This is a genomic window from Pseudomonas sp. GW823-FHT02C05 (genome assembly GCF_058797595.1).
The window spans coordinates 909,603-935,223 of the sequence record NZ_JBXAJU010000001.1 but is presented as its reverse complement, the minus strand read 5'-3'; the positions used below and the strand labels follow the sequence as shown (position 1 = coordinate 935,223).

Here is a 25,621-nt window from a genome sequence, read left to right as displayed (position 1 = left end):
CCAGCGCGATGAATATCCCGATCCCGGCAGAAACCCCCGATCCCAACATCGACCAACCGACCCTGCCCCCCAGCGAGCCTGAGCCGATCCCGGAGCAGGAACCGCCGGAAAGCACCCCGCCACCCAAGGGCGACCCGCCCAGTACGATGCCGCCGGTGGTGGTCAGCGCCTGAGCCCGGGCGCCTGCCCAGCCAGCAAGCATAGACAGCCGCGTGGGGAGGCCCGGAGCATCAGCCGTCCTGGCGCTTTTCCAGGCGCCGGACAATCAGCGGCATCAGGCTGAAGACCATCAGCGCCAGCAAGGTACTGAGCACCGCCGTGGCCTCGCGGCCCATGCCGGCGGCCACGCCGATGGCTGCGGTCATCCACAGCCCGGCGGCGGTGGTCAGGCCCTTGACGTGCTGGCCCTGGTCTTCTTCACGGCCCTTGAGGATGGTCCCGGCGCCGAGAAAACCGATCCCGGCGATGACCCCCTGGAGCACCCGGCTCATGGCATCGGCCTGGGCCCCGGACAGGCTCGGCACCAGCACGAACAGGGCCGCGCCCATGGCCACCAGCATATGGGTGCGAACCCCGGCGGCCTTGCCCTGATGCTCGCGTTCGAAGCCCAGAATGCCCCCCAGCAGGGCCGCCACCAGCAGCCGCAGGGTGATCTGGGTCAGTTGCCGGGCATCGCCGATATCGGCGAATTCGTCTTGCAGGGTCAGCCAGACTTCTTGCCACCAGGTGTTCATGCGATCGCTCCTCGTCCCTTCGCGGGTTCCTGAGCGATGGACCGCGCTCGCCAGCAAAAGGTGCCGCCATCACCACCACCGTAGGAACCGGCTTGCCGGAGAAGAGGCCCCAAGCCGGCTGCCAACCCCACGGACGCCTTCGCTGGCCAGCCAGTTCCTGCACAAGCCTGCGCCAGCGCCTGCCAGCGCCTGCCCAGCCACCGTTGATCGCCGTGGTCGAACCCTGGCCAGCCCCTGCGCCCTAACCTGTACAGCCATTGCCTTGAGGTAACCGCCATGAGCCTGCGCATCGAAAACCAGACCTGCTATTTCGACACCGAAACCCTGCACCAGCACCTCCCGGCCAGCGCCGTGACCATCATCACCGACAGCGCCAAGTCGATGTCGGCGGTGGACCTGGGTGGCGAGCGGGTCTACATCACCGAAGCAGAAGCCGACGCATTGACCGTAGCAGGTGCCACCGACGGCCGGCGCCATCTGAAAGCCAGTGAAGGTGATTCGGTGATTTGACTGACCTGGATCAGGGCCCGCCCCGCGGCCCTGTGCCAGCACGGCCTGCAGCCCTCCCTGGTGGCACCTGAGGGGGTACGGCAAGTTGTCGCAGGGGCGCTGCAATGGGCCATCTGATCCGGTTTTTTATCAAATACCTGAGTCTGTTATGCAAACAGATCCGTGGTCATAGTTGCCCGGCCTGATGGAGGCTGATGAGCGAACGACCATGAGCGAAAGAATCCCCGTCCGATTAGTAGAAACCTTCGAACCTTCACGCCCTACACAGATGAAGACGAAGACCACTGACAAACACGTCTACACCCGCAGTTTCAGCGGCCTGTTCCGCACCCTGCGCATGAGCGGCGCAGGCTTCCTGTTCCTGCTGTTCTTCGGCACCGTGTGGCTCAACTGGGGTGGCCGCCAGGCCGTGCTCTGGGACCTGGCCGAAAGCAAGTTCCACATTTTCGGCGCAACCTTCTGGCCCCAGGACTTCATCCTCCTCTCGGCGCTGCTGATCATCTGCGCCTTCGGCCTGTTCGCCATCACCGTGTTCGCCGGCCGCGTCTGGTGCGGCTACACCTGCCCGCAAAGCTCGTGGACCTGGCTGTTCATGTGGTGCGAAAAGGTCACCGAGGGCGAGCGCAACCAGCGGATCAAGCTGCAGGCCGCGCCCTGGGGCCTGAACAAGCTGGCCCGCCGGGCCATGAAGCACACCCTGTGGCTGGGCATCAGCCTGCTCACCGGCCTGACCTTCGTCGGCTACTTCACCCCCATCCGCCCCCTGGCCCAGGAACTGCTGACCCTGCAGATCGGCGGCCTGAGCCTGTTCTGGGTGCTGTTCTTCGCCGCGGCCACCTACATCAACGCCGGCTGGCTGCGCGAGGCGGTGTGCATGCACATGTGCCCTTATGCGCGCTTCCAGAGCGTGATGTTCGACAAGGACACCCTGACCATTTCCTACAACCCGGTGCGCGGCGAAAGCCGTGGCCCGCGCAAGCGTGATGTGAAGCCTGCCGATGTCGGCCTGGGCGACTGCATCGACTGCCAGCTGTGCGTACAGGTCTGCCCTACCGGCATCGACATCCGCGACGGCCTGCAGATGGAGTGCATCGGCTGCGCTGCCTGCATCGACGCCTGCGACTCGATCATGGACAAGATGGGCTACGCCCGCGGCCTGATCGCCTACACCTCGGAACACGAGTTGCAAGGCGGCAAGACCCACCTGCTGCGTCCGCGCCTGGTGGGCTACAGCCTGGTGCTGCTGGTGATGATCGGCGCCCTGGCCCTGGCCCTGGTGCAGCGGCCGATGGTGTCCCTGGACGTGAGCAAGGACCGCGGCCTGTTCCGCGAGAACGCCCTGGGCCAGATCGAGAACATCTACAGCCTGAAGATCATCAACAAGACCCAGGAACGCCAGCAGTACCACCTGGCCCTGGTGGATGGCGAAGGCTTCGAGCTGCAGGGCAAGACCGAGCTGAGCCTGGCCCCCGGTGAAATCACCGACCTGCCGGTGTCCGTGGCGATGACCCAGGACAAGGCGCAGAGCAGCTCCCAGGCCATCAGTTTCAAGGTCAGCGACAGCGATGACCCGGGCGTCTACGCCGTGGCCAAGAGTCGTTTTGTCGCGCCGATGAACCGCTGAGCCTCTAGAATGCCCTGGCGAGGGAGCCGGCTCCCCCCGGGGCCGGCCCCGGAGCCAATGAACCGGACACCCGCCGCCAGCCCGCTGGCGGCGTTCGTCACTCCCTCGCCACCGCAGATATGTCGACCCGATGACCAGACTGGATCCTCAACCGCAGATGAAACGCTACGAAAAATTCGCCGATGACATCGCCGAACTGATCCGCTCCGGGGTCCTGGGGCCGGGCCAGCGTGTGCCTTCGGTGCGCTACGCCAGCCAGACCTACGGGGTCAGCCCGTCGACGGTGTTCCAGGCCTATTACCTGCTGGAGCGTCGCGGCCTGATCCGCGCCCGCCCGCGCTCCGGCTACTTCGTCAATGCCCACGCGCCGAGCCCGTTCTCGGAGCCGGTGATCAGCAGCGAAGTCAATGAATCCACCGAAGTCGATGTCAGCGAACTGGTGTTCTCGGTGCTCGATTCGATCAAGGACCCGAGCACCGTGCCTTTCGGCTCGGCGTTCCCCAGCCCGACCCTGTTCCCCCTGCAGCGCCTGTCGCGCTCCCTGGCCAGCGCCAGCCGCGAGATGGACCCGCGGGTGGTGGTCACCGACATGTCGCCGGGCAATCCGCAGCTGCGCCGGCAGATCGCCCTGCGCTACATGGTGGCCGGGCTGATGCTGCCCATGGAGGAGTTGCTGATCACCAACGGCGCCCTGGAGGCGCTGAACCTGTGCCTGCAAGCGGTGACCGAGCCCGGCGACCTGGTGGCCATCGAGGCTCCGGCCTTCTACGCCAGCCTGCAAGTGCTGGAGCGGCTCAAGCTCAAGGCGGTGGAAATCCCCGTGCACCCGCGCGACGGCATCGACCTCGGGGTGCTGGCCCAGACCCTGGAGCGGCACCCGATCAAGGCCTGCTGGTGCATGACCAACTTCCAGAACCCCATGGGCGCGAGCATGCCCGAGGCGAAGAAACAGGAGCTGGTGGAGCTGCTGCGCCAGCACCAGGTGCCGCTGATCGAAGACGACGTCTACGCCGAGCTGTACTACGGCCAGCAGGCGCCGAAACCGGCCAAGGCCTTCGACACCGAGGGCCTGGTGATGCACTGCGGCTCCTTCGCCAAGAGCCTGGCCCCGGGCTACCGCATCGGCTGGGTCGCGGCCGGGCGCTATGCGCAGAAGATCGAACGGCTGAAACTGATGACCTCGTTGTGTGCCTCGATGCCGGCCCAGGCGGCGATTGCCGACTACCTGCAACACGGTGGCTACGACCGCCACCTGCGCAAGCTGCGCTATGCCCTGGAAGAACAGCAGAGCGCCATGCTGGCGGCGATCGCCCGTTACTTCCCGGCCCAGACCCGGGTCAGCCAGCCGGCCGGCGGCTACTTCCTGTGGCTGGAGCTGCCGCCGCAGATGGACTCGCTGAAACTGTTCCAGATGGCCCTGGCCCAAGGCATCAGCATTGCCCCGGGGCCGATCTTTTCGCCGACCCAGCGCTTTCGCAACTGCATCCGCCTGAACTACGGCAGCCCGTGGAACGAAGCCGCGGAAAAGGCCATGGAAACCCTGGGGCGGATCATTCGGTCCTTTTAAGCACAACCGCCCCACCCGCACCTGTAGGAGCCGGCTTGCCGGCGAAGAGGCCCGCAAGCCATGCAGCGCCTGAGCGGACGCCTTCGCTGGCAAGCCGGCTCCTACGGGGCGGTACACACCGCGCAATCTCCAGGCCGAGTGAGTCGCTGCAAGAGCGGAACCGCAAGTAGCCGCACCCGCCGGAATGGATATGTACCCCATCCCACGCGCCCCATCAAAGAACCAAATCCCCTTGCCACCTCCCCTCAACTCATTCAGCATCCGCGCTCCAATTTTCCAGGGAAAGGAACACGTCATGGTCGAAGACCTGTATTACGACGACTACCCAGAGGCCAAGGCCGAACTGATCAAGGCCATCGAACGTGGCCGCCTGCCACTGCTGACCCAGGAACTCAACGCCTACGACTGCATCCAGGCGATCTTCGAACTGGACGCCATCAACAACCCCAAGGACGAGCAAGACGCCTTCTTCGACCTGGCCCTGGCCCTGATCGGCTGGATTCCCGGCCCCGGGCACGGCCTGAAGATCCTTTTGCGCCTGATCAACCGCGCCCCCCAGCGCCACGCCGAAAAGCTCTTCGACCTGATCCGCCACACCCTGCTGGCCTGCCGCCTGAAGACCAGCCCCGAACAGCTGCTGGAAAAGTGCCTGGACCCCGTGCGCCTGGCCGAGGAACTGCCCGAGATCATCCGCGGCGTGAGCGCCTCCAGCACCTTCAACGGCCTGACGCCCCAGCAGCAGTGCCTGGTGCTGCACAACCTCAACGAAGCCTGCGAACACACCGAGTTCCTCATGGTGTCGGTGCAAGAACGCATTGCCCCCTGGATCGCCGAGCAACGCAACAACTCGGCCGCCGCCCACAGCCGCGGCCCGGCCCTGGCGCCCAAGCCGCAGTCGTCCCTGGAACCGCGCCCAACGACCCTCACCGCCGCGACGCAACCCGGGGCCCACGACGCCGCAAGCCTCGCCCAGGACATCAACCAGGGCCTGGAACACCTCACCGGTGAGGGCCACTGGCTGGAACTGAACCTGCACTACCCCAACCTGGAGCCGGTGTCCGGCGCCGCCTACCGAGCGGTGTTCAGTGACGGCTCGCAAGCCGAGGGCAACCTCGACCAGGAAGGTTTTGCCCGCCTGGAAGGCATCCCCGAGGGCCCGGTGAAGGTCTACTACGGCGAAGACCCACGGCCCTACCTGCGCCGGCCAATCGTTGCCCTGCCCGCCGATGCGCAGCAGTTGGAAGAAGAGCTGGAGCAGCTTGACCTGGAGCCCGCCGAAGTCGACCTGCCGACCCTGCTGCTGGAAACTTCGCAGCGCAAGGCGCCCTTCACCCTGATTCCCGTGTACTGAGCCAAGGCACCGACATGAACCGCAGACAAGTGTTTCTCAGTCACAAGCAGTACCACGACTTCCTCGAAAGCCTGGCCGGCGAAGAGGCCCACTGGCAGACCCACTCGATGATGGCCGACAGCCCCGAGCAGGAAGCCTCCCTCAAGGCCTCCAATGTGCGCAGCGCGCGCCTGCACCACCTGATCCTGGGCTACACCGGCGGTGCACCCATGGAGCAACTGGCCCGGGAGCTGGATGGGGTGATCGAAGGCTACGAGGACTACCAGCGCAAGATGGGGGTTTATGAAGAACGGCCGGATATCGCGCCGCTGAACATCCAGGACTACCCCGACGAGTACGAGGAATATGTCCAGGTGATCAGCCTGTGCATCCTGCTGCAACGCAGCGACCTGCTGCCGCGCCTGGTGGCGCTGCAGGACCGCGCCGGCTACCACGCCGAGGACACCCTGATCGAGGACCTGCTCAAGGCCTACCTGCCGGATCGTGAAGACGTTGATCAGTGGTTCCACGACGTCTCTACGCCCCTGATCCGGGCCATCTACACCGAAGATCCGGATGAACCCCGGGAACTGCTGGTGGAGTACTGCAACCAGTGGTACGAGGCGTTCGAACAGGCCCCATGGCACGACAGCCACCTGGACGGCGACGAGGGTTCCTACTTCGGCTACTGGGCCTTTGAAGCGGCGGCGGTGGCCTACCTCTACGGCCTGGACGACAGCGCGGTGAAACACATGGTCTTCCCCCGGGAGATGCTCGAATACGCCCGGCGCTTTACCCCGCCGCCGATGCCCCAATAGCTGGCGCAGCACTGATAGCCCCCGTTTACCGCTCCTTCTTAAAGGTTATGCATTGCCCATGAAATCCTGGATCAAGACCCTGCTGATCACCCTGCTCGCAGCCGCCCTGTGCCTGCTGTTCGCCCGCGTTGTGCTGCCCCCGCTGCTGGTGCAGTTGATACCGCCGAGCTGGGAAGGCGGCCCGTGGTTCTGGGTCAATCTGCTGCTGGCGGGTTTCCTGGCCGGGCTGGTGGTGGCGCCCCTGCTGCGGACCCGGCGTTATTACCCGGTGCCGCTGCTGCTTCTGCTGTCCGTCCTGGTGGTGGTCGGCAATTGGGCGCAGAACCGCTGCAACGACGCCCAGTTGCAGGCCATCGAACAGCTGGAAAGGCGCAGCGCGAGCCATTCGAACCTGGGGTTCTCCAATGAGGAACCCGCACCATCGGCGCCTGTGGACGTGAGCGCCACACCGGGCGTCTGGGCCCATGAACAAGGCGAAGGATATGGCTACAGCTGCAACCGCCCGGGGGAAACCCTGGGGTTCCTGATGCCACAGTTGATGAGCTTTGGCACCAGCGTACTGGGGCTGTTGCTGGCCCTGCTGATCGGCCCCGGCCGCCGCCGCGCCCGCTGAGGAAACCGCAGGAGCTGGCTTGCCAGCGAAGGCGTCCGCAAGCGCGGCGCAAGACTCAAGGGCCCCTTCGCCGGCAAGCCGGCTCCTACGGGATAGGCCGCGGACTTGCGAGGGCTCAGCGGCCGCCGCCCAGGTCGACGAAGGTGCCGGTGGCGTAGGAGGCCTTGTCCGACAGCAGCCAGACAATCGCCTCGGCCACTTCATCAGGACGCCCGCCACGACCCATGGGGATTGCCGATTCCAGCTTGCTGACCCGGTCGGCATCGCCGCTCAGGGCATGAAAGTCGGTGTAGATATAGCCCGGGCGCACCGCGTTGACGCGGATGCCCTCGCCCGCCACTTCCTTGGACAGGCCGATGGTGAAGGTGTCCAGGGCGCCCTTGGAGGCGGCGTAGTCGACGTATTCCCCCGGCGAACCCAGGCGCGCCGCCACAGAGGAGACGTTGACGATGCTGCCGCCCTGCCCGCCATGGCGCGGCGACATGCGCAGCACCGCATGCTTGGCGCAGAGGATCGGCCCCATGACATTGGTCTTCATGATCTTCTGGATGCGAAATTCGGACATTTCATCCAGCCGCGACTTGTGGCCCACGGTCCCGGCATTGTTGACCAGGGCCGTGACCCGCCCCAGTTCGCTGTCGACCCGCTGGAACAGACCGATCACTTCATCCTCGATGCTGACGTCGGCGCGCACCGCAATGGCCTGCACGCCCAGGGCGCGAACCTGTTCGAGCACCTGCAGGGCGGACTGCTCGTCGGCCTGGTAGTTGATGCACACCTTGAATCCCTGCTGCGCGGCCAACACTGCCGTGGCGGCGCCTATACCCCTTCCGCCACCGGTGATGACGATGACTTTATCCATGCTGCCGACTCCCTCACTGAACATTTCAACGCGAGCCATTAAACACCGCGCGGGCGGCGATGAAAACTGCGCAAATGTGCCACATCAAGCCAGTAGAAGTGCACGGTAGCCCCGCGCACCGACGGCGCAAACCGGCTGGGGCCTGGGCGGCGGCCATATCCCTGCGAACTGCCGCCAGATCGCGACCGCAGCCGGCAAGGCGAGAGGCTCAGGCTTTTTCTTCGCCCCGGTGGATGCCCTGCATGAAACCTTCGGGCGGCAGCGGATGGCCAAGGAAATAGCCTTGCAGGGAATCACAGCCCAGTTGGGTGAGGAAGGTCTGCTGCACCCCGGTTTCCACGCCCTCGGCGACGATCCGCAGGCCCAGTGCCTGGCCCAGGGCGACAATGGCCGAGACGATGGCGGCATCGTCGCTGTCGTGCTCCAGGTCGCGGACGAAGCCGCGGTCGATCTTCAGCTCGTTGGCCGGCAGGCGCTTGAGGTACATCAGGCTGGAATAGCCGGTGCCGAAATCGTCGATGGACAGGTCCACCCCCATGTCCGCCAGCTGTTGCAGGACAAGCATGCTGACATCGGCGTCGTTCATCGCCGTGGTTTCGGTGATTTCCAGGGTCAGGTTGTTGGCCGGCAGGTGGTAGCGTTCCAGGGCATTGGCCACGCTCCTGACCAGCCCGGCATGGCAGAACTGCAAGGCCGAGAGATTCACCGCGATGCGCCAGTCGGTGTAGCCCTGGACGTACCACTCGCGCATCTGCCGGCAGGCCTCGTTGAGCACCCACTCGCCGATGGCAATGATCAGCCCGGTCTTCTCCGCCAGTTCGATGAACTTGTCCGGCAGCAACAGGCCATGCTGGGGATGCTCCCAGCGCAGCAGCGCCTCGGCCCCCACCGGCAGGCCATTGGCAGCGTCGAACTTGGGTTGGTAGTGCAGGCGGAACTGATGATGCTCCAGGGCATTGCGCAGATCCTGCAGCAATTGCAGCTGGCGCCGGGCATTGCTGTTCATCGAGGCATCGAAAAAGCTGTAGCCATTCTTGCCGGTGCCCTTGGCGTGGTACATCGCCGCATCGGCGTTCATCAGCAGTTCCTGGGCACTCAGGCCATTGCCCGGGTACACCGCAATGCCGATGCTGGCGGAAATCTGCAGGTCGTGCTCGGCCACCCGGAACGAGCGCGATACCAGCCCCACCTGGCGTGCCGCCAGGCGCAGGGCATCGTCCGGCTCGGCCAGTTGCACCAGCAGCACGAACTCATCGCCGCCGATCCGCGCCAGGGTGTCCTCGCTGCGCAAATCCTCGCGCAGGCGCTGGGCCACTTCGCGCAGCAACTGGTCGCCCATGTGGTGGCCAAAGGCGTCGTTGACCGGCTTGAAACCGTCCAGATCGATGAACATCAGCGCAAAACAGCCACCATGGGCAGTGACCCGGTGCATCGCCTGGTCAATGCGGTCGGCCAGCAGAATGCGGTTCGGCAGCCCGGTCAGGGTGTCGTGCAACGCCAGTTGGGTCAGTTCCTTGTTGGCTTCGGTCAACGATTGCGCCAGCACCGCGGTGCGGGCTTCCAGCCGCGCATCCAGCACCGAGGTCAGCAAGGCGATGATCAGCACCGCCAGGGTGGTGATCAGCACCAGGTTGTCCAGGCCCTTGCCGCTCAGGCCGTTGCCCAGGGCGCCGCAGAAACTGCCATCGGCGAAACGCGCCGCGGCCATGCCGGTGTAATGCATGCCGACGATGGCAAAGCCCATGACAATCGCCGCGCCGGTCCGGGCCAGACGTACGTAGGGGGTGTTCTGGCGCAGGCGAAAGGCAATCCACAGCGCCGCCAGCGACGCGCCGAAAGCAATCAGCAGCGAGGCGCCGAACAGGCTCGGGTCGTAGTCGATGCCCGGCTGCATGCGCATGGCCGCCATGCCGGTGTAGTGCATGCCACTGATGCCCGAGCCCATGATCAGCGCGCCGAACAGCAACTGCCACAGCGGCAGCCGCGGCTGGCTCACCAGCCACAGGGCAAAGCCGCAGGACAGGATCGAGATCAGCAGCGACAAGGCGGTGAGCTGGATGTCGTAGCCCAGGTCGATGGGCAGGCTGAAGGCCAGCATGCCGATAAAGTGCATGGACCACACACCGACGCCCATGGCCAGGGCTCCGCCCATCATCCATAGATAAGCGGCACGGCCGGTGGTGGTGGCAATGCGCCCGGTCAGGTCGAGGGCAGTATAGGAAGCGAGGATCGCCACGAAAATGGAGATCAGGACCAGTGCGGAGGAGTAGCTACCGATGAGCATGAGGCGTCTCTTGGCCGTTGTGCCGACATCCCTGCGCGGCGGGCAAAACCGCAGATTGTACTGATTGCGTGGAAGAACGCATCTACAAAGTTAGCAAAAAGCCATTAGTCGGACAGAACGCCGTTTTCGGCTGCCTCATACCCCTACAAGCCCTGTGGGCATGGGCTTTGCGGGAAGTCGCGAGCAGTTGCAAACGGCTTCGGATGCGCCCTGCCTGCGGCTGTCGAGCAGGCCTTGCAGCCACCTTGCTGCAAGGCCTTCAAGGGCCTATTTCTGCTCGCTGGCCTGCAGCTGGCCATCCCAGCCACCGCCCATGGCGGCGATCAACTGCACGCTGGCGATCAGCCGGCTCTGCAACAGGCTGAGCACGCTACGCTCGTTGCTCAGGGCAGTGGTCTGGCTGGTGACCACATCCAGGTAGGCGATCAGCCCGGCCTTGTACTGGTTCTCGGTCAGGCGCAGGGCCTCGCGGGCCGAATCCAGGGCCTGCTGGCGCACCCCCGCCTCGTCCTCCATGACCTTGAGCTGGACCATGTAGTTCTCCACCTCGCGGAAACCGTCGAGCACGGTCTGCCGGTACTTGGCCACGGTCTGGTCGTACACCGCCTCGGTGCGGTCCACTTCCGCCGAACGCTGGCCGCCGTCGAACAGGGTCATGGCCAGTTTCGGCCCTACCGACCAGAAGCGGTTCGGCAGGCTGATCCAGTCGGCGTAGGTGCTGCTGCTGTAGCCGCCGGCCAGGCTCAGGGTCAGGTCTGGGTAATAGGCGGCCTTGGCCACGCCGATCTTGGCGTTGGCGGCAATCACCGAACGCTCCGCCGAGGCGATGTCCGGGCGCCGCTCCAGCAGTTGCGACGGCACGCCCAATGGCACCTGGGGCAGCACGGGGATGGTCTTGCTCTCGGCCAGGTTGAACTCTGCCGGCGGCACGCCGATCAGCACGGCGATGGCGTTCTCGAACTGCGCCCGCTGCCAGATCAGGTCGATCAGGTCGGCCTGGGTGCTTTTGAGCTGGGTCTGGGCCTGGGCCACCGCATCCTTGCCGGAGACCCCGGCCTGGTACTGGTTCTGGGTCATGGTCAGGGAGCGCTGATAGGCCGCCACCGTGGCCTCCAGCAGGCGCTTCTGCTCATCGATCACCCGCAGTTGCAGGTAGTTCTGCGCCAGCTCGGACTGCTGGCTCAGGCGCATGGCCGCCAGGTCGGCGAAGCTGGCCTCGGCGCTGGCCTCGTTGGCTTCCAGGTCACGGCGCAACTTGCCCCACACGTCCGCTTCCCAGCTCACCCCCAACTGGGTGTTGTAGGTGTCGCGAATGCCGCTGCTGGAACTGCTCAGGGCCGAACTGCTGCTGCCGGTGCCCTGGCTGGCGCGGGTCTTGCCGGCGCTCAGGTCGACACTGGGAAAGAACGAACCCCGGGAGCTGCGCACCAGGGCCCGGGCCTGACGGAACTGCGCCTCGGCCTGGGCCACGCTCTGGTTGGAACTGTTGAGCTTGTCGATCAGGCCATTGAGCTGGGCATCGCCGTACAGCTCCCACCAGGCGCCACGGGCCAGGGCGTCGCTGGGGTTGGCCTGGCGCCAGCCTTCGGCTTCCTTGTAGTGCACCGGCTCGGCCACCTGCGGGCGCTGGTAGTCGGGACCGATGGCGCAGGCGCTGAGCAGCAGCACGCACAGGCCCAGGCTCAAGGCCCGCGAGCCCCGGGCCATGGCCAGGCGCTGGGCGGACAGCAGAGTAACGGGACGGGACGATTGGTCGGTCATAGCGGCGTTTCCAGAGCAGCATCGGTACGGACCCCACGCCAGTGGTTGAACTTGTGGCGCAGGCGATCGAGATAGAGGTAGACCACCGGGGTGGTGTAGAGGGTCAGGACCTGGCTGAAGACCAGGCCGCCAATGATGGTCAGGCCCAGGGGCTGGCGCATTTCCGAGCCTTCGGCCCCGCCCAGCAGCAACGGCAAGGCGCCGAGGATCGCCGCCAGGGTGGTCATCAGGATCGGCCGCAGGCGTTGCAGGCAGGCGCTGCGGATCGACTGCAACGGGTCCAGGCCCTGGTGACGCTCCAGTTGCAGCGCCAGGTCGATCATCAGGATCGCGTTCTTCTTCACCACCCCGATCAACAGGAACAGCCCCAGCAGCGAGATCAGGCTGAACTCACCGCCCAGCACATAGATCGAGAGCAAGGCGCCAACCCCGGCCGAGGGCAAGGTGGAGAGGATGGTCAGCGGGTGGATGTAGCTTTCATAGAGCACCCCGAGCACCAGGTACACCGCCAGCAGCGCGCCGAGGATCATGAACGGCTGGCTCTTCTGGGTGGCGGCGAAGGCATCGGCGGTGCCGGCCATCTTGACGATCACGTCTTCGGGCATGCCCAGCTTGGCGATCGCCCGTTCGATGGCGGCGGTGCCCTGCTCCACCGTCACGCCCTCGGCCATGTCGAAGGAAATGCTTTCCGAGGCGAACTGCCCTTCATGGCTGACCCGGTCGTCTTCCAGGCTGTTCTCATAGTGGGCGATGGCCGACAGCGGAATCCGCGCGCCGTCGGCGGTGATCACCTGCACTTGATTCAGGGTAATCGGGTCCTGGGCGTATTTCGGGTTGACCTCCATCACCACCTGGTACTGGTTGAGGCTGTCGTAGATGGTGGAGATCTGCCGCTGGCTGTAGGCGTTGTTGAGCACCGCGGTGACCATGTCCATGTCCACCCCCAGGCGCTTGGCCTGGTCGCGGTCCACCATCAGGGTCACTTGCTGGGCACCGTGGCCTTCCCGGGCGTCGATGGCGGTGAGCTCAGGCAAGGCGCGCAGCGCCGTCACCACTTTCGGGTACCACTGGCGCAACTCGCCCAGGTCACCGCTTTGCAGGATGTAGGAATACTGCGAGGTGGTCTGCTCGCGGCCGCCGCCGAACTGCAGGTCCTGGTCGGCCATCAGCATCAGTTGCGCGCCGGGCACCTTGGGCATTTCCTTGCGCAGGCGCTCGATGACCTTCTGCGCCGAGATATTGCGTTCCTTGATCGGCTTCAGGCGTACCAGCATGAAGGCGTTGTTGGTGCCGTTGTTGCCACCGATAAAACCGGCCACGCTCTCCACTGCCGCATCCTTGAGCACGGCGCGGCGGAAGATTTCCATCTTCGGCTGCATCACGCTGAAGGACAGGCCGTCGTCGCCGCGGACAAAACCGATCAACTGGCCGGTGTCCTGCTGGGGCATGAAGGTCTTGGGCACCACCACGTACAGGGCCACGTTGACGCCAATGGTCAGCAGCAGGCTGAGCAGGGTCAGGCGCCTGTGCCGCAGCACCCAGTCCAGGCTGGTGGCGTACTTGCCCATCATCCAGTCGTTGCTGCGCCGGCTCCAGCGTTGCAGGCGGTTCTCCTGGCCCGGGGTGTGGGGCTTGAGCCAGCGCGCGCAGAGCATCGGGGTCAGGGTCAGGGACACCACCAGCGATACCACGATGGCCGCGGCCAGGGTGATGGAGAACTCGCGGAACAGGCTCTCGATGATCCCGCCCATGAACAGGATCGAGAGAAACACCGCCACCAGCGACACGTTCATCGACAGCAGGGTGAAGCCCACCTCCTTGGCCCCCAGGTACGCCGCTTTCATCGGCGCGATGCCTTCGTCGATGTGCCGGGAGATGTTCTCCAGCACCACGATGGCATCGTCCACCACCAGCCCGGTGGCAAGGATCAGCGCCATCAGCGACAGGTTGTTCAGGGAAAAACCGTAGAGGTACATGATGGCAAAAGTGCCCACCAGGGATACCGGCACCGCCAGGGTCGGGATCAGCGAGGCGCGGAAGTTGCCGAGGAACAGGTACACCACCAGGATCACCAGGGCCACGGCGATCAGCAGGGTCATCTCGGCCTCGTGCAGGGTGGCCTTGATCACCGGTGAGCGGTCCATGGCCAGGTTGAGCTTGACGCTGGCCGGCAGCACCGCCTGCAACGCCGGCAACTGAGCCTTGATCTCGTTCACCGTCTCGATGATGTTGGCCCCGGCCTGGCGGTTGATCACCAGCAGCACCGCCGCGTCGTCATTGAAGAAGCCGCTGTTGTAGCGGTCCTCGACGCCGTCGCTGACCTTGGCCACGTCCTTCAGGCGCAGGGCCGCGCCGTTGTTGTAGTGGATGATCAGCGGCTCGTAGTCACGGGCCTTTTCCAACTGGTCGTTGGCCTGGATCTGCCACAGCCGCTGGTCATCCTCCACCGAGCCCTTGGGCCGGCGCTGGTTGGCATTGGCGATGGCATTGCGCACGTCGTCCAGGGCCACGCCGTACTGGTTGAGCAGTTGCGGCTCCAGTTCGATGCGCACCGCCGGCAAGGAGCTGCCACCGACCTGCACTTCGCCCACGCCCTGCACCTGGGACAGGCTCTGGGACAGGATGGTCGAGGCCAGGTCGTAGAGCTGGCCTTTCTCCAGCACATCGGAAGTCAGCGACAGCACCATGATCGGCGCCTGGGACGGGTTGACCTTCTTGTAGGTAGGCATGCTGCGCATGCCGCTGGGCAGCAGGTTGCGCGAGGCGTTGATGGCTGCCTGCACCTCCCGTGCCGCGCCGTTGATGTCGCGGTCCAGGTCGAACTGCAGGATCACCCGGGTCGAGCCCTGGCTGGAACGGCTGCTCATGGTGTTGACCCCGGCGATGGCGCCGAAGGAACGCTCCAGGGGCGTGGCCACGGTGGAGGCCATGACCTCGGGGCTGGCCCCGGGCAGGCTGGCCTGGACCACGATCACCGGGAAGTCCATCTGCGGCAGCGGCGCCACCGGCAGCAGGCCGAAGCTGACGCCGCCCAGCAGCATGATCGCCAGCGACAACAGCATGGTCGCCACCGGGCGCTTGATGAAGGGGCCGGAGAGGTTCATGCCGACACGCTCCAGGCTTGAGGCAGGCTGCGGCCCTTCATGCCTCCACCTCTTGGACGTCTTCACGCTTGCCGAAGCGCCGACCCAGGCGGTCGAAGTACAGGTAGATCACCGGCGTGGTGAACAGGGTCAGCACCTGGCTCACCAGCAGGCCGCCCACCATCACCAGGCCCAGGGGCTGGCGCAGCTCGGCGCCGGAACCGGTGGCCAGCATCAGTGGCACGGCGCCGAACAGCGCCGCCAGGGTGGTCATCAGGATCGGCCGGAAACGCAGCAGCGCCGCCTGGTAGATAGCCTGTTCCGGGGCCATGCCCTGGTGGCGTTCGGCGTCGAGGGCGAAGTCGATCATCATGATCGCGTTCTTCTTGACGATGCCGATCAGCAGGATGATGCCGATGATGGCGATCATGCCCAGGTCGTTGCCGCTGAGGATCAGCGCCAGCAAGGCCCCCACCGCCGCCGAGGGCAAGGTGGAGAGGATGGTGATCGGGTGGATATAGCTCTCATAGAGCACGCCGAGCACGATGTACATGGTCACCACCGCCGCCAGGATCAGCAGCAAGGTGCTCGACAGCGAGGCCTGGAAGGCTTCCGCCGCGCCCTGGAAGCGGGTCTGCACGCCCACCGGCATGCCGATCTCCTGCTGCACCTGCTCGATCACGTCCACCGCCTTGCCCAGGGCCACGCCCGGAGCCAGGTTGAAGGACATCATTACCGCCGGGAACTGGCCGATATGGGCGATGGCCAGTTGCGCCTGGCGCTCCTCGACATGGGCCAGGCTCGACAGCCGCACTTGGCCGCCGTCGGTGGTCTTGACGTGGATCTGCTCCAGGGCCTGGGGCCCGATGCGCTCGCCGGCCTGGGCCTGGAGCACCACCCGGTACTGGCTGGCCTGGGTGTAGATGGTGGAGATCTGGCGCTGGCCGAAGGCGTCGTACAGGGCGTCGGTGATGTTCGACACCGAAACCCCGACCCGGGACGCGGCGTCACGGTCGATCACCATGAACACCTGCAGGCCCTTGTCCTGCAGGTCGCTGGCCACGTCGGTGAGCTCCGGGCGCTGGGCCAGGGCCTGCACCAGGCGATTGCTCCACAGGCTCAGCAGCTCGGCATCCGGCGACGACAGGCTGAACTGGTACTGGGTGCGGCTGACCCGGTCCTCGATGGTCAGGTCCTGTACCGGCTGCATGAACAGGCGGATGCCCAGCAGCTTGTCCACCTCGGGCTGGATCCGCGCGATCACCTGGGCTGCGCTCAGGTCGCGCTCGCTGTGGGGCTTGAGGTTGATCAGCAGGCGACCGCTGTTGAGGGTGGCGTTGTCGCCGTCCACCCCGATGTAGGACGACAGGCTTTGCACCGCCGGGTCCTGCAGGATGATCTTGGCCAGGTCCTGCTGACGCTGGCTCATGGCGGCGAAGGACACCGACTGCGGCGCCTCGGAAATGCCCTGGATGACCCCGGTGTCCTGCACCGGGAAGAAGCCCTTGGGCACCACCATATAAAGGAACACGGTCAGGCCCAGGGTGCCGATGGCCACCATCAGGGTCAGGAACTGGTGCTTGAGTACCCACTGCAACTTGCGCCCGTAGCTTTCGATCAGCCAGTCGATCCAGGCCCCGCTGGCGCGGTAGAAGCGCCCCTGCTCTTCAGGCTTGGGCTCACGCTTGAGCAGCCGCGCGCACATCATCGGGGTCAGGGTCAGGGACACCACCAGGGAAATCAGGATCGCCACCGCCAGGGTGATGGCGAACTCGCGGAACAGCCGCCCCACCACATCCGCCATGAACAGCAGCGGGATCAGCACCGCGATCAGCGACAGGGTCAGGGAGATCAGGGTGAAGCCGATCTGCCTGGCGCCCTTGAGCGCTGCCTGCATCGGGCTGTCGCCCTCCTCGATGAAGCGCGAGATGTTCTCCAGCATGACGATGGCATCGTCCACCACGAAGCCGGTGGCGATGGTCAGGGCCATCAGGGTCAGGTTGTTCACCGAGAAGCCGGCCAGGTACATCACCCCGAAGGTGCCGATCAGCGACAGCGGCACGGCAATCGAAGGAATGATGGTGGCACTGGCCCGGCGCAGGAACAGGAAGGTCACCATCACCACCAGCGCGATGGCGATCAACAGCTCGTGCTGCACATCCTTGACCGAAGCGCGGATGGTCTGGGTACGGTCGGTGAGCACGGTGACGTCCAGGCCCGCCGGCAGGTTGTCGGTGATGCTCGGCAGCAGCGCCTTGATCCGGTCCACCACCTCGATCACGTTGGCCCCGGGCTGGCGCTGGATGTTCAGCAGCACCGCCTGGTTCTCGTTGGCCCAGGCCGCCAGGCGCTCGTTCTCCGCGCCATCGACGATCTCGGCCACATCCTTCAGGCGCAGCGGCGCGCCATTGTTGTAGGCCAGGATCAGCTCGGCGTAGTCCTTGGGCGAGGTCAACTGGTCGTTGGCGTCGAGCATCGAGACCCGGGTCGGGCCGTCGAAGTTGCCCTTGGGCTGGTTGACGTTGGAGGCGCCGATCAGGGCGCGCACGTCCGCCAGGTTCAGCCCGTTGGCCGCCAGGGCCTCGGGGTTGACCTTGATCCGCACCGCCTGGCGCTGGCCGCCGGCAATGCTGACCATGCCGACGCCGCTGATCTGGGCGATCTTCTGCGCCATGCGCGTATCCACCAGGTCATTGAGCTTGGGCAGCAGCATGGTCTTGGAGGTAATGGCCAGGGTCAGCACCGGGGTGTCCGCCGGGTTGACCTTGTTGTACACCGGCGGCGCCGGCAGGTCCTTGGGCAACAGGTTGGTGGCAGCGTTGATCGCCGCCTGCACCTGCTGCTCGGCCACGTCCATATTGATGTCGAGGCTGAAGCGCAGGGTCAGCACCGAGGCGCCGCCGGAACTGGTGGAGGCCATCTGGGTCAGGCCGGGCATCTGCCCGAACTGGCGCTCCAGGGGCGCGGTGACCGCGCTGGTCATCACGTCCGGGCTGGCCCCGGGGTACAGGGTCATGACCCGGATGGTCGGGTAGTCCACCTGGGGCAAGGCCGAGACCGGCAACAGGCGATAGGCGATCAGGCCGGCCAGGACAATGGCCAGCATGCTCAGGGTGGTGGCTACCGGACGCAGGATGAACAGCCGCGAGAAATTCATGCGCCGACCTTTTGCGCCTTGCCATCAGCCGGCTTGCCGTCTGCGGCCGGTGCCCCGGCGGGCTGCCCTTGCAGGTGTTCGGTGGGGGTGGTGGGCACGTCGATGCTGTCGTTGACCACTTCCACTTCGCTGCCGTCCTTGAGGCGGTCGGTGCCTTCCATCACCACCCGGTCACCGGCCTTGAGGCCGTCCTGAATCACCGTCGAGTCGCCGTTGCTGGCGCCCACCTTGAGCTGGCGGATCTTCACCTTGTTGTCGCCATCCAGGGCGTAGACGAAGGTGCCGTTGGTGCCGAACTGGATCGCCGCCGAGGGCGCCAGCACCACGTTCTTCAGGGTATCGGCCAGCAGCCGCACATTGACGAACTGGTTGGGGAACAGGCCCTGGTCGCGGTTATCGAAGCGCGCCTTGAACTTCAGGGTGCCGGTGGTGGTGTCGATCTGGTTGTCCAGGCTCTGCAGCACGCCTGTGGCCTGCAGCTTCACGTCACCGCGGTCCCAGGCTTCCACCGCCAGCCTGGCGCCGCTGTGGTAGCGGGCGAGCACGGTTTCCAGGCTGTTTTCCGGCAGGGTGAAGGCCACGCTGATGGGCTGGGTCTGGGTGATGATCACCAGCGCGGTGGTGTCGTTGGCCGCCACCAGGTTGCCCACGTCCAGCTGGCGCAGGCCCAGGCGGCCGGCGATCGGCGCGCGGATGTTGGTGAATTCCAGGTTGAGCTTGGCGTCGTTGACCGCCGCCTGGTTGGTCTTGACCGTACCCTGGTACTGCCCCACCAGCGCCGCGGCGGTGTCCAGGGTCTGTTTGGCGATGCTGTCCTGGGCGTACAGCCCGCGGTAACGCTCAAGGTCGACCTGGGCGTTCTTCAACTGGGCCTGGTTCTGCAGCAAGGTGCCTTCGGCCTGGAGCAAGGCGTTCTGGTACGGACGCGGATCGATCTGTGCCAGCAGGTCGCCGGCCTTGACCATCTGCCCTTCCTCGAAATTGACCTTGACCAGTTCCCCCGCCACCCGGCTGCGCACGTTGATGGTGTTCAGTGCCGTCACCGTGCCCAGGGCCTTGTAGTACACCGCGAAATCCCCCTGGGTCACCGGTGACACCCGCACCGGGATCGGCCCGCTGGCGCCGCCGAAACCGGGGCGCACGCTGCCACTGCGCCCGGTATGCCCGGTCGCGGCTTTCTGCCCGGCGGCCTCCTGGTGGGTACTGGCCGGCCAGAATTTCCAGCACAGGCCAACGACCAGCAGCAGGACGAACAGGCCGAACAGCCAGCGACGGGAGTTGCGGGAGACAGAGGATTGCATGGAGTGATCAACCATTGGGCGCGTGGGAGGCTTCTTTGAGAAGGCTGAAAGATAAGCACTGGAACCGTTTTAGCAAAGCGCCTTTACCGGCAATTTACCTTTGACTGACGTTTCAAGGAGCGGTGCTAAGCCACTGAAGCACAAATAAAAACGGCCTGGACAGAGCCAGGCCGTGAATAATTGTAAAACCTGTTACTTGAGCACGGCCAGGGCCGCGTCGTAGTTCGGCTCTTCGGCGATTTCCTTGACCAGCTCGCTGTGCAGCACCTTGTCGTTTTCATCCAGCACCACCACGGCGCGGGCAGTCAGGCCGGCCAGCGGGCCGTCGGCGATGGCCACGCCGTAGTTCTCGATGAACTCGCGGCCACGCAGGGTCGACAGGTTCTGCACGTTTTCCAGGCCTTCGGCGCCGCAGAAGCGTGCCTGGGCGAATGGCAGGTCGGCAGAGATGCACAGCACCACGGTGTTGGCCAGCTCGTTGGCCTGGGCGTTGAACTTGCGCACCGAGGTGGCGCAGGTCGGGGTGTCGACGCTTGGGAAGATGTTCAGCACCTTGCGCTTGCCGGCGAGGCTGCTCAGGGAAACATCGGCCAGGCCTGCGCCCACCAGGGTGAACGCTGGGGCTTTGGAACCGACTTGCGGCAATTGGCCGTTAACCTGCACCGGGTTGCCTTTGAGAGTGACTTGAGCCATGAACGGAGTCCTTATTGAACAGTGATGATGGAACAGCAATGAGAAATTCCTGAGAGGCCGAAGTTAAGCATGAAACGGCCCGGGCACCTATGCCCCACGGGCAAATTGTCCAACAACCCACCCCGACACCGGCATTACCGGTTGTAGGAGCTGGCTTGCCAGCAAAGGCGCTTTCAAACCTTGCGCAAGCCTCAAGGGCCCCTTCGCCGGCAAGCCGGCTCCTACAGGGGCGAATTTGGGTATTTCGGTGTAGGAGCTGGCTTGCCAGCGAAAGCGATTTCGAGACTTGCGCAAGCCTCAAGGGCCCCTTCGCCGGCAAGCCGGCTCCTACAGGGGTGAATCTGGGTGTTTCGGTGTAGGAGCTGGCTTGCCAGCGAAAGCGATTTCTAGCCGTGCACAAGCCTTAACGGCCTCTTCGCCGGCAAGCCGGCTCCTACGGTTATTTGTTGAGGTGCGCCAGGAGCAGATCGGCCACCGGGCCACCGGACGCCGGGTTCTGCCCGGTGATCACCCGCTGATCCTCCACCGCGAACGGCGCCCAGGGTGCAGCGGCCTTCTGGTAAAGGGCACCGCGCTTGACCAGTTCGGTTTCCGTCAGGTAGGGCACGTACTGGTCCAGTTCGGCGAGTTTCTCCTCTTCATTGGAGAAACCGGTGACCTGCTTGCCGGCGATCAGCAGCCTACCGTCGCCCAGCTTGATGTTGAGCAAGCCCACCGCGCCATGGCACACCGAGCTGACATAGCCCCCCTGCTCATAGATCTCCCGGCTCAGGGCCTGCAACTCCGGGTTATCGGGAAAATCCCAGACCACGCCGTGGCCACCGGCGTAATAGATCGCCACATAGTCCCCGGCCCTGACCTGGGAAGGCTTGAGGGTCGAGCCCAGGCGGCTCATGAAGGCGCTGTCCTGGTACCACTGCCAGTCGGTGTCGTCGGCCATGGCCAGGCTATGGGGGTCGATGGGTACGTAGCCCCCCTTGGGGCTGACGTAGTCCACCTCGAAGCCCGCCGCCTCGACCTTCTTCACGAAATGCACCGCCTCACCCAGCCACAGGCCAGTGGCGCGGGCCAGGTTGGGGTATTTGGCCACGCTGGTCAGGACCACCAGTATCTTCTTGCTCATGGGCATGCTCCTTGGCATTGGAAAACAGGGCAAGGCACGGCAATCAACTGAGCAACCGCAACATGTTGCGGTGCCGGGCATCGAAAATCCGCGCCATGTAGGCGTTGACCATCAACCACTCCAAAGGTGCACCACCGATGGCCCTGTAGGTCACCCGGTCGGTGTACAGGGTGCCCCCTTCGGCGGCCTCGACCCGGTGCTCATGGCGAAAGGCCCGCAGCGGCCCCTTGAGCATCTCGTCGATAAAATGCCGATGGCCGACCTCACGTATAACCACCGTCCATTTCGCCGGTATGACACCGAACATCCAGTGCAGGAAGCTGAACTGGCGCCCGACACTGATGCGCAGGTCATTGATATCGAGGCCCCCCAAGGGCGTGACACGCTCGGGGAAAATCTTCGGAAAGTTGGCGCCTTCAAGGCAGAAATCCAGCACCTGCTGCGGGCTGTATCCGGCCAGGAAAGTCGTGCGTTCGACCACGGGCATTCTGGTTCATCCTTGCTGATTTTATTGAGGAGGCACCCACACAAAACTACAAACCACTTCACTAAAAACATATAAAACATTGTTTTTTAATGGTTTTTATTAAAAAAACAATCAATCACTATAACCATACAAATAACATTGAAATAATCACAAAACACTTTAATAAAGATTCGCCGACGCTCACCTTCAAAGGGCCGCCCGCCACGCACTGCCTGTCCACAGCCCGGCAGTGATCCTGTGCACAAAAACCAACGAATTAACCCTTTCGACTGGCTAAGCGAAGGTTAGCTGCTAGCGTCATCAGACAATTCCTACGGGCGTTAGAGAGAAACACTATCAGTTGTCCCACGGTTCAAGAAGTGCCGCTCGGTGATCGTTCGCAAAAGGATTGAACCTGCATGTCCAGAGCATTTTTTGCGCCCGCCGTCTGGGCCGTAGTCGCCCTGAGCTCAGCGCTGCCGGCCCTGGCCGACAACGCGGAAACCGCCAACAAAAGCAACAACCCGCTGAACCTTGCACCCGGCCTAAACCTGCAGGATTACTACACCCCGCGCCTGTACGACAGCAACGCCCACACCAACGACACCCTGCTGCGGGGCCCCTGCCCATCGCCCCCTCGGATTTCATCGGCGTCCCCCAGTTGCTGCGTGCCACCCTGCAGCCCTTCATCATCCACAACCTGCCCCGGGGCTGGCACCTGCGCTCCACCGGTACCTGGACCTTCGACCTGAAGAACAATAGCGCCCCGGCGCTGCTGGCCACCTGGGTCAGCGACCGCGATGGCTTGCAGCGCTTTGCCGGCGATGCCCCGGCGGTCACCGATGACCGGCCGCGCATCGAATACGCGCCCTGGGTGCGGCCACGGGAAATCAGCCGGGTGGATGGCGGCAACCCCTACTACCGCTGGTTCGTCGGCCAGTGAGCTGAAGCGCTCATCCCGGGCCGTTGCATGCGGCCTGGGACTTTTTTTCAGGAAACCGGTAGGGTGCGCAGTTTCAGCGCGCCACTGCCCGGGCGCGGCGGTCTTTCATGGAGTCGTACCGCCCAATGAGTTGCTGGACCCTGCTCGGCCTGCCGGCCACCGCCGATACCCGCACCATCAAACGCCACTACGCCAGGCTGCTCAAGCAGACCCGCCCGGATGAAGACCCGGTGGCGTTCCAGCGCCTGCGCGAAGCCTATGAATCGGCGCTGGAGCAAGCCCGGTGGTTGGGCATGCAGGAGCAGGATCCACACCCGGACGAAGACCCGGTGCCGCTGACCGCGCAGGCGCCGCAGGGCCCAAAGCCGCTGTCGCCGGCGCAGCGAGTCGCCCCCTTGCTGGAGGGCATCCGCATCGAACAACTGGACCTGCGCTATCAGCAGGCGATCCAGAGCGACTGCCTGCTGGAGTTCGAGCTGGGCCTGTTGCGCCACTGCGTGGAACGCCCGGACCAATCGCAACAGCTGCTGGCCTGGGCCTTTGCCACGTTCCACTGGCTCAGCGCCTGGCAGCGCCTGGAACTGCCGGAGTACCTGATCGATGCATTGCTGGAACAGTGCCAGGAAAAGCTCTTGCAGCCCCTTCAGGACGCTCTGGCCCAGCGCGACGACCAGGCTCTGCTCCAGGCCTACGCGCAACGCCAGCAGCAGCCCTGGCTGAACAGCCTGGACCAGGGCCAGTGGTTCAACCTGCAACTGGTGGAGCTGCTGCTCAACAGCCCCTACTGGTCCAGCCCGGGGTTCGCCGCGGTGTGTGCCGGCCAGGGCTGGCACAACGGTGCGGACAACGCCTGTCCGGCGCTGGAATGGGAGCGCCTCAAAGCCCGTGACGAAGCACCGGTATTCATTGCCCGCCAGCAGGCCCTGGCCACGCAGGCGCCGGTCAGCCCGCAACAGCGCGCCGCCTACCTGCTGCTGGCGCCCATCAGCTTCACCCGCCGGCGCAACTTCGCCCGGCGCCTGCGCCCCGATGACTGGGCCTGCTGCCGCCAACTGAGCTCGCGGCTGCACGCCAATCACCCCGAGGTATCGGCCGGCATGCCCGGCGGCACGCCGTTCTTCTGGCGCGACTGGGAGTTCGCCTTCAACGCCTGGCCCATGTACCTGGGCATTGTCCTCGCCTGCCTGGCGGGGGCCGTGGCCCGCTATGCGCCGCAAGCCGGCAGCCTGGGGGAAATCATTGGCGTGACACTGTTCTGGAGCACCTGTTTTGCCGGCGCCGGGGCCCTGCTGGGGTGGCTCTGGCAGCCTCTGGCTCACCGCCTCTGGGCACGCGACCAGGCACTCGGCGCACGCCTGCCGCACTGGCTCGACCCGGACCGTGAGGTGCTGGTCCTGCGCGACCTGCTGCCGGCCCTGCTGGTCAGCAGTGCCCTGGGATATTTCTGCGGCCCGGTCAGCGCCGCCACTTACCTGGCCGTGCTGCTGGGGGTGGCGAGCCTGCGGCGCCGCGAACTCAAGGCCCAGGCTTCCTGGGAAAAACCCGCTCCCTGGCGCCGGCGGCTGTTGATCGGCCTGGGCTGCATGGTGCTGGTGGCAGGCCTGGGCAGCCTCCAGCTGTTCACCAGCCAGCGCACGCTCAACCCCAACCAGGGCCTGCAGCAATGGAGCGAACGCCTGTGTGCGCGCATGCCCGCCAATGCCGAGGGCTGCGCGGCCCCGGCCACCGCCCGCCAGTGGTACGGCCAGGAGGGGCAGCCATGAACCCCAATTGGTTGCTGCCCATCGGCCTGGTTCTGGGGTTGACGCTGGTCGGCCTGGCCGGGGCCAGCAAGCCCCTGGGGCGCCTCGACCTGTGGCTGGACCACCAGGACAGCCCGAGCACCGCCCAGGCCAATGCCCTGGCACCGATCGTCAATTGCATGAACCAGGTGGATGTACCCTGGCGCCTGGCCCACCAGGCCTTCATGGCCGAGGGTGCGCCCCGGGCCAAGGCGCCCGAAGCCTACGACCTGTATGCCTACAGCCACCAGGACATCGACGCGCTGTACCGCCTCAACTGCCCCGGCAGGATCACCGATAAATTGCAGGTCCTGGCCCCGGACAGCCCTTTGCTCCCCGCCACCGTGCGCTATCTGCAAGTGCTCGGGCCCTTCGCGGCCCTCACCAAGGATTCCTTCATGCGCAAAATGGGCATCGGGCGGCCCCTGACCGAGGCGCAACTGGATGAGTTTGCCCGCCAACTGGCGCAACAGAGCGAGGCTTACCTGGAAGCTTCCAATGCCGTGCGCCGGCTGCTCCCGGCCCTGGATATCGAACCGCGCAGCCAGCAACTGCTGCGCCTGGAGCAACGCCTGGGGCGCAATGCCCACTGGGCATTGCTCGATTACATGATCCAGGCCCGCAGCACTGTGGAGTTTGTCGAGGCAGGCGTACGCCAGCAAAGCCTGACCCCGGACCAACTGACGCAGGTCACCCGGCAGTTGCGCCAGACCTGGGACGCTCGGCAGCAGTACCTGAAAACAGGCCAGCCGGACAAGAACACCGAGCAGGTGCTGTACCTCTGGCAACTGATCGCCCAGCCCGGCGAACAGTACCTCAAGGCGCTGGACACCCTGCACCGCGACTGGCAGCAACATGCCGAGCCGCAACGCCTGAGCGACGACTACTACGCAGTGACCCAGGGTTACGACCAGATGCTCTACCACTACAACAAACTGGCGCGCAGCCAGTACTGAAACCGAACGATGGCC

At 65.0% G+C, this 25,621-nt stretch carries 19 protein-coding genes and 2 pseudogenes; 11 read left to right on the top strand and 10 right to left on the bottom strand.

Features of this window, described 5'->3' with window-relative positions; all coding sequences use genetic code 11:
* Positions 1–8 precede the first annotated feature (8 nt).
* Positions 9–173: a hypothetical protein gene (locus tag AC1RGE_RS04445; protein WP_181000778.1), complete on the top strand. Its 165-nt coding sequence runs from the start codon at positions 9–11 to the stop codon at positions 171–173.
* A 57-nt stretch (positions 174–230) separates the two neighbouring features.
* Here AC1RGE_RS04445 and AC1RGE_RS04440 read toward each other — a convergent pair whose 3' ends face one another.
* Positions 231–734 carry an MgtC/SapB family protein gene (locus AC1RGE_RS04440; protein ID WP_011061160.1) on the bottom strand — a complete coding sequence of 168 codons (504 nt, stop codon included), beginning with the start codon at positions 732–734 and terminating at the stop codon, positions 231–233.
* Between the two features lie 276 nt (positions 735–1,010).
* On the opposite strand from AC1RGE_RS04440, the gene AC1RGE_RS04435 reads away from it, so the two are divergent.
* The 6 genes from AC1RGE_RS04435 to AC1RGE_RS04410 all read left to right on the top strand — a co-directional run bounded on the left by AC1RGE_RS04435 (position 1,011) and on the right by AC1RGE_RS04410 (position 7,196).
* Positions 1,011–1,244: a DUF3203 family protein gene (locus tag AC1RGE_RS04435; RefSeq protein ID WP_011061159.1), complete on the top strand. Its 234-nt coding sequence runs from the start codon at positions 1,011–1,013 to the stop codon at positions 1,242–1,244.
* 208 nt (positions 1,245–1,452) lie between these two features.
* The gene (gene ccoG, locus AC1RGE_RS04430; RefSeq protein WP_011061158.1) at positions 1,453–2,868 is read left to right on the top strand and encodes a cytochrome c oxidase accessory protein CcoG; all 1,416 of its coding nucleotides are present in this window, start codon (positions 1,453–1,455) and stop codon (positions 2,866–2,868) included.
* 157 nt (positions 2,869–3,025) lie between these two features.
* Entirely contained in the window at positions 3,026–4,435 is a 1,410-nt protein-coding gene (mapR, locus tag AC1RGE_RS04425; RefSeq protein WP_011061157.1) for a GntR family transcriptional regulator MpaR, read from the top strand.
* A 295-nt stretch (positions 4,436–4,730) separates the two neighbouring features.
* On the top strand, positions 4,731–5,786 hold the full coding sequence (locus tag AC1RGE_RS04420; RefSeq protein ID WP_492583473.1) for a hypothetical protein: 1,056 nt from the start codon (positions 4,731–4,733) through the stop codon (positions 5,784–5,786).
* Positions 5,787–5,800: 14 nt separating this feature from the next.
* Positions 5,801–6,583 carry a PoNe immunity protein domain-containing protein gene (locus AC1RGE_RS04415; protein WP_019095775.1) on the top strand — a complete coding sequence of 261 codons (783 nt, stop codon included), beginning with the start codon at positions 5,801–5,803 and terminating at the stop codon, positions 6,581–6,583.
* Between the two features lie 58 nt (positions 6,584–6,641).
* Positions 6,642–7,196, top strand: a complete 555-nt coding sequence (locus tag AC1RGE_RS04410) for a hypothetical protein (RefSeq protein ID WP_019095228.1) — start codon at positions 6,642–6,644, stop codon at positions 7,194–7,196.
* A 115-nt stretch (positions 7,197–7,311) separates the two neighbouring features.
* On the opposite strand, the gene AC1RGE_RS04405 is transcribed toward AC1RGE_RS04410, so the two are convergent.
* The 9 genes from AC1RGE_RS04405 to AC1RGE_RS04365 all read right to left on the bottom strand — a co-directional run bounded on the left by AC1RGE_RS04405 (position 7,312) and on the right by AC1RGE_RS04365 (position 21,947).
* Positions 7,312–8,058, bottom strand: coding sequence for an SDR family oxidoreductase (locus AC1RGE_RS04405; protein ID WP_015635506.1), 747 nt, complete (start codon positions 8,056–8,058; stop codon positions 7,312–7,314).
* Positions 8,059–8,266: 208 nt separating this feature from the next.
* Positions 8,267–10,342: a putative bifunctional diguanylate cyclase/phosphodiesterase gene (locus AC1RGE_RS04400; protein WP_065363983.1), complete on the bottom strand. Its 2,076-nt coding sequence runs from the start codon at positions 10,340–10,342 to the stop codon at positions 8,267–8,269.
* Between the two features lie 267 nt (positions 10,343–10,609).
* The gene (locus AC1RGE_RS04395) at positions 10,610–12,103 is read right to left on the bottom strand and encodes an efflux transporter outer membrane subunit (protein WP_019095227.1); all 1,494 of its coding nucleotides are present in this window, start codon (positions 12,101–12,103) and stop codon (positions 10,610–10,612) included.
* Positions 12,100–15,207 carry an efflux RND transporter permease subunit gene (locus tag AC1RGE_RS04390; RefSeq protein WP_015635503.1) on the bottom strand — a complete coding sequence of 1,036 codons (3,108 nt, stop codon included), beginning with the start codon at positions 15,205–15,207 and terminating at the stop codon, positions 12,100–12,102. The genes AC1RGE_RS04395 and AC1RGE_RS04390 overlap by 4 nt, the downstream gene beginning before the upstream one ends.
* 37 nt (positions 15,208–15,244) lie before the next feature.
* Complete coding sequence (locus tag AC1RGE_RS04385; protein ID WP_492583471.1) at positions 15,245–18,343, bottom strand: MdtB/MuxB family multidrug efflux RND transporter permease subunit; 3,099 nt, start codon at positions 18,341–18,343, stop codon at positions 15,245–15,247.
* Positions 18,340–19,659 (bottom strand): MdtA/MuxA family multidrug efflux RND transporter periplasmic adaptor subunit, encoded by a 1,320-nt coding sequence (locus tag AC1RGE_RS04380; protein ID WP_262214572.1) that lies wholly within the window; start codon positions 19,657–19,659, stop codon positions 18,340–18,342. Before AC1RGE_RS04380 ends, AC1RGE_RS04385 begins: the two co-directional genes overlap by 4 nt.
* Before the next feature lie 177 nt (positions 19,660–19,836).
* Positions 19,837–20,337 carry a thiol peroxidase gene (tpx, locus tag AC1RGE_RS04375; protein ID WP_011061148.1) on the bottom strand — a complete coding sequence of 167 codons (501 nt, stop codon included), beginning with the start codon at positions 20,335–20,337 and terminating at the stop codon, positions 19,837–19,839.
* Positions 20,338–20,776: 439 nt separating this feature from the next.
* The gene (locus AC1RGE_RS04370; RefSeq protein ID WP_019095224.1) at positions 20,777–21,460 is read right to left on the bottom strand and encodes a type 1 glutamine amidotransferase domain-containing protein; all 684 of its coding nucleotides are present in this window, start codon (positions 21,458–21,460) and stop codon (positions 20,777–20,779) included.
* A 43-nt stretch (positions 21,461–21,503) separates the two neighbouring features.
* On the bottom strand, positions 21,504–21,947 hold the full coding sequence (locus tag AC1RGE_RS04365; protein ID WP_492583469.1) for an SRPBCC family protein: 444 nt from the start codon (positions 21,945–21,947) through the stop codon (positions 21,504–21,506).
* Positions 21,948–22,345: 398 nt separating this feature from the next.
* On the opposite strand from AC1RGE_RS04365, the pseudogene AC1RGE_RS04360 reads away from it, so the two are divergent.
* The 4 genes and pseudogenes from AC1RGE_RS04360 to AC1RGE_RS04345 form a co-directional block, all read left to right on the top strand.
* Positions 22,346–22,689 (top strand): annotated as a pseudogene (locus AC1RGE_RS04360) (hypothetical protein); the annotation flags it as partial.
* Positions 22,672–22,869, top strand: a pseudogene (locus AC1RGE_RS04355) (hypothetical protein); the annotation flags it as partial. The pseudogenes AC1RGE_RS04360 and AC1RGE_RS04355, both read left to right, overlap by 18 nt.
* 125 nt (positions 22,870–22,994) lie before the next feature.
* The gene (locus AC1RGE_RS04350; RefSeq protein WP_492583467.1) at positions 22,995–24,632 is read left to right on the top strand and encodes a molecular chaperone DnaJ; all 1,638 of its coding nucleotides are present in this window, start codon (positions 22,995–22,997) and stop codon (positions 24,630–24,632) included.
* Complete coding sequence (locus AC1RGE_RS04345) at positions 24,629–25,606, top strand: DUF3829 domain-containing protein (protein ID WP_492583465.1); 978 nt, start codon at positions 24,629–24,631, stop codon at positions 25,604–25,606. The genes AC1RGE_RS04350 and AC1RGE_RS04345 overlap by 4 nt, the downstream gene beginning before the upstream one ends.
* Positions 25,607–25,621: the final 15 nt, after the last annotated feature.

Bases quoted from the DNA above. Each gene is read 5' to 3' on its own strand.
- AC1RGE_RS04395 (WP_019095227.1), bottom strand. From the start codon at position 12,103: ATGACCGACCAATCGTCCCGTCCCGTTACTCTGCTGTCCGCCCAGCGC.
- tpx (WP_011061148.1), bottom strand. From the start codon at position 20,337: ATGGCTCAAGTCACTCTCAAAGGCAACCCGGTGCAGGTTAACGGCCAA.
- AC1RGE_RS04415 (WP_019095775.1), top strand. From the start codon at position 5,801: ATGAACCGCAGACAAGTGTTTCTCAGTCACAAGCAGTACCACGACTTC.
- AC1RGE_RS04410 (WP_019095228.1), top strand. From the start codon at position 6,642: ATGAAATCCTGGATCAAGACCCTGCTGATCACCCTGCTCGCAGCCGCC.
- AC1RGE_RS04435 (WP_011061159.1), top strand. From the start codon at position 1,011: ATGAGCCTGCGCATCGAAAACCAGACCTGCTATTTCGACACCGAAACC.
- AC1RGE_RS04440 (WP_011061160.1), bottom strand. From the start codon at position 734: ATGAACACCTGGTGGCAAGAAGTCTGGCTGACCCTGCAAGACGAATTC.
- AC1RGE_RS04420 (WP_492583473.1), top strand. From the start codon at position 4,731: ATGGTCGAAGACCTGTATTACGACGACTACCCAGAGGCCAAGGCCGAA.
- ccoG (WP_011061158.1), top strand. From the start codon at position 1,453: ATGAGCGAAAGAATCCCCGTCCGATTAGTAGAAACCTTCGAACCTTCA.
- AC1RGE_RS04380 (WP_262214572.1), bottom strand. From the start codon at position 19,659: ATGGTTGATCACTCCATGCAATCCTCTGTCTCCCGCAACTCCCGTCGC.
- AC1RGE_RS04390 (WP_015635503.1), bottom strand. From the start codon at position 15,207: ATGAACCTCTCCGGCCCCTTCATCAAGCGCCCGGTGGCGACCATGCTG.
- AC1RGE_RS04350 (WP_492583467.1), top strand. From the start codon at position 22,995: ATGAGTTGCTGGACCCTGCTCGGCCTGCCGGCCACCGCCGATACCCGC.
- AC1RGE_RS04445 (WP_181000778.1), top strand. From the start codon at position 9: ATGAATATCCCGATCCCGGCAGAAACCCCCGATCCCAACATCGACCAA.
- AC1RGE_RS04370 (WP_019095224.1), bottom strand. From the start codon at position 21,460: ATGAGCAAGAAGATACTGGTGGTCCTGACCAGCGTGGCCAAATACCCC.
- AC1RGE_RS04405 (WP_015635506.1), bottom strand. From the start codon at position 8,058: ATGGATAAAGTCATCGTCATCACCGGTGGCGGAAGGGGTATAGGCGCC.
- AC1RGE_RS04365 (WP_492583469.1), bottom strand. From the start codon at position 21,947: ATGCCCGTGGTCGAACGCACGACTTTCCTGGCCGGATACAGCCCGCAG.
- mapR (WP_011061157.1), top strand. From the start codon at position 3,026: ATGAAACGCTACGAAAAATTCGCCGATGACATCGCCGAACTGATCCGC.
- AC1RGE_RS04400 (WP_065363983.1), bottom strand. From the start codon at position 10,342: ATGCTCATCGGTAGCTACTCCTCCGCACTGGTCCTGATCTCCATTTTC.
- AC1RGE_RS04345 (WP_492583465.1), top strand. From the start codon at position 24,629: ATGAACCCCAATTGGTTGCTGCCCATCGGCCTGGTTCTGGGGTTGACG.
- AC1RGE_RS04385 (WP_492583471.1), bottom strand. From the start codon at position 18,343: ATGAATTTCTCGCGGCTGTTCATCCTGCGTCCGGTAGCCACCACCCTG.